A 2,598-nucleotide genomic window follows, 5' to 3' on the forward strand; every position below is an offset into this window, starting at 1 on the left:
CCCTCAGTCCTAACCCTTTCTCTTCTAATAAGTATGCTTGGTGGAGAGTAGTTTGTAAATGATTCTGAGAGTATTATGAGCATAAGCAATGACGTCTTTCATCTTGCTTACTCTTTGGGAAATTCGATTGTAAAAAGAAGAAAAAGCTGGATCCTTGGAATGTGCTGCAATTAATCCCGACATGGTCAAAGCCTGTTTTATTTAGCGATTTCCTTGCGTGATGTGTGAGGATTTTTTAATGCCAGCACTTTCATAAGACCCTGGGCATAGTCCAGACCATGATGCTAAGTGTGCATCGGATGGAAAAGCTGTAAGTTGGTCCAATCTCAGCTAGAATAGTGGCAGCACAGTTTTCGTTCACACCAGGAATGGTTTGAAGTATCCTATTTTCCTCAGGGGAACTCCTTTTCGATGTAGTGTTGAATTTCATCGGTCAATTTTTCAATGAGTTCCTGATACATCTGATATTCCTCTAAGCTCTGGTCTAAGAGAAAGCGGTCTTCTAGTGACAACTTTCCTTCCATCGCTTCAACAAGTTCTTCTGGACTTGCTTTCACTCGCTTTTGGATACAAGGGATAACAGATTCTACATTAATGGTTTCTCCGTTAATAAATAATTTTAAAAGTGATCGCCCTGTCTTAGAAAAAATATCAGAAAGATAACTTGTTAGCTTGATATTGGCCCGTTGTAAGAGATTGTGAATTTCATTTTTGACTTGAGTTTGACGCTGCTTGTAAGAACGCATGCGACGTGTCAGTAAACGAAGCTGTACTACTTCAGGGGAAGGGATATAGGAAAGTTCAATTAGTCCGCAACGGCCGAGTTGAGCAATCCATTCGGCATCTTTCATGTCTGTTTTTCGACCAGGCACATTCTTGATATGTTGAGGATTGGCAAGTACCAAGACGAGATTAGAATCTGAAAAGATATTAAAGAGAGGGAGCCAATATTGCCCAGTACTTTCAAAAAAGACATGTGTGACATGGTTTTCCACCAACCAATCTAAGGCATTGTGAAGAGCTACAGTAGTTGTCCCAAATTTCTTCTGAATTTTCTTTGGCTTATTGGTATCTAGTGGACCATCTAGAATACAACAAACAATGGATTTTTGGTGGACATCAATACCACAACACGTTTCAATCATGACTTCCATTATAAAAACCTCCTGTTAACTATTTGAACAATAGAACAAGAGGCTACTAGTAATTTTATTTTCATGCTCAAGGCATATTCGAGTTATCTCATGACTCTTGTTCATCCAGTTTTTTTAACAGGCTAGGAAAAGCCCTATTAAACACCACGGATTGGTATTGTTCATCTTCATTATAGGCTAAACATCTTTTTCTGTGAAGAAACGGGTTCCACACCAAAAGCAGGTGCTATTGTTTCTTTTGTGGGAGGTACACATGGTACACCAGCAGACTATGGTCATTTGGCTTTTGTAGAGAAGGTCTATGATGATGGTTCTTTCCTTGTGTCTGAAACTAACTATGGTGGCAACCCTAACTATACATTTAGAAAAATATCGCAAGCAGATAATGCCATCAGTTTTGCTTATACGGTGAAATAAAATATTAAGATTTAACCGAAGATTTAGACTCTATAAAGATTTAAAATTCTATTTGTTATCTTCTTGAAATAGGGCAAAGAATTTTAAATCTTTTTTATTTTCATTTTTACTCTCTAAATTCTGAAAAAAATCCGAAAATTTAAATGTAAACTGTAGTTGTTTAGAAAATGTAAAGTTTTTAAACAAAATTTTTCATACTCAAGTAATAGAGTTCTGATATTGTTTGAGTATGGTAGAAAGAAAATTTGGTTATGAAATATAATAAACCTATATTTGAAAAAGTAGCAAACTTTAAAAAAGATACTAATGGTCTTTGGTTTGGTAAGTTTACTGATATTTTTGGTGGTCGTGCAGTATTTCAAATTGTTATTAATTATTAACAATGGTTTGTGATAAGTAATTCTATCATATTGCTTTTTAGATAAAGTGTTTCGAAATTATCAGAACCCTAGAATTTTGAAGCACTTTATTTTTAATAATTATATTATATTTTGATAGATATTATCTCACAATAAAATAAAGGTTCAGATATTATGATTAGAAAGTTTGAATTAAAGACTAGAATTATATTTTTAACTAGAGAGAATTATATTCAGTTAAGTTACGGAAATAATATGATTTATGGTTTAGAAATTTACAAGGAGGAATTAAATGATTTACTAAAAATTGTTGACAATCTAAATTTTATAGAAAAAGCTTTCGAGTCAATTCATAAAGGTATTTTTATTGTAAAAAAGAATGATAAAATATTTGCTTATAATACTTTTTTAGGTACTGAATTATGTTGGTTTCATGATGGTGAAAATATTGTCATAAGTGATTCAGAAATTGAAATTGCTAGGGAGTATTCACTAGAGTTTGATAATAATCAGTTAGCAAAATATTTAATTCTAGGATTACCCATACACCTGTTACAATCTTACTCTATGTGGAAAAAAATATATAAAACAGATATTTTTAAGTATATCATTTTAGATAGTAGAAACTCCATTTCTATACAATCGTATAGTTCTACATTAAAAATTGG

At 32.8% G+C, this 2,598-nt stretch carries 4 protein-coding genes and 1 pseudogene; 3 read left to right on the plus strand and 2 right to left on the minus strand.

All coding sequences use genetic code 11. The annotated features are described in order from the left end of the window. Positions 1-201: 201 nt before the first annotated feature. Together D8787_RS12155 and D8787_RS10970 are read right to left on the minus strand one after the other, a co-directional pair. Entirely contained in the window at positions 202-324 is a 123-nt protein-coding gene (locus tag D8787_RS12155; RefSeq protein ID WP_185776812.1) for a transposase, read from the minus strand. Between the two features lie 68 nt (positions 325-392). Next, positions 393-1,154, minus strand: a complete 762-nt coding sequence (locus D8787_RS10970; protein WP_125423836.1) for an IS110 family transposase — start codon at positions 1,152-1,154, stop codon at positions 393-395. 198 nt (positions 1,155-1,352) lie between these two features. Here D8787_RS10970 and D8787_RS10975 point away from each other — a divergent pair. The 3 genes and pseudogenes from D8787_RS10975 to D8787_RS10985 all read left to right on the plus strand — a co-directional run. Continuing rightward, a pseudogene (locus D8787_RS10975) lies at positions 1,353-1,571 on the plus strand (CHAP domain-containing protein); the annotation flags it as partial. Positions 1,572-1,822: 251 nt separating this feature from the next. Further along, entirely contained in the window at positions 1,823-1,951 is a 129-nt protein-coding gene (locus D8787_RS10980; RefSeq protein ID WP_024057171.1) for a lasso RiPP family leader peptide-containing protein, read from the plus strand. Between the two features lie 234 nt (positions 1,952-2,185). Then, positions 2,186-2,598, plus strand: a 413-nt coding sequence (locus D8787_RS10985) for a hypothetical protein (protein ID WP_142999770.1), incomplete at its 3' end; no start/stop codon positions are given.

This window comes from Streptococcus mitis, from assembly GCF_003944325.1.
In the GTDB taxonomy this organism is placed as follows: domain Bacteria; phylum Bacillota; class Bacilli; order Lactobacillales; family Streptococcaceae; genus Streptococcus; species Streptococcus mitis_CW.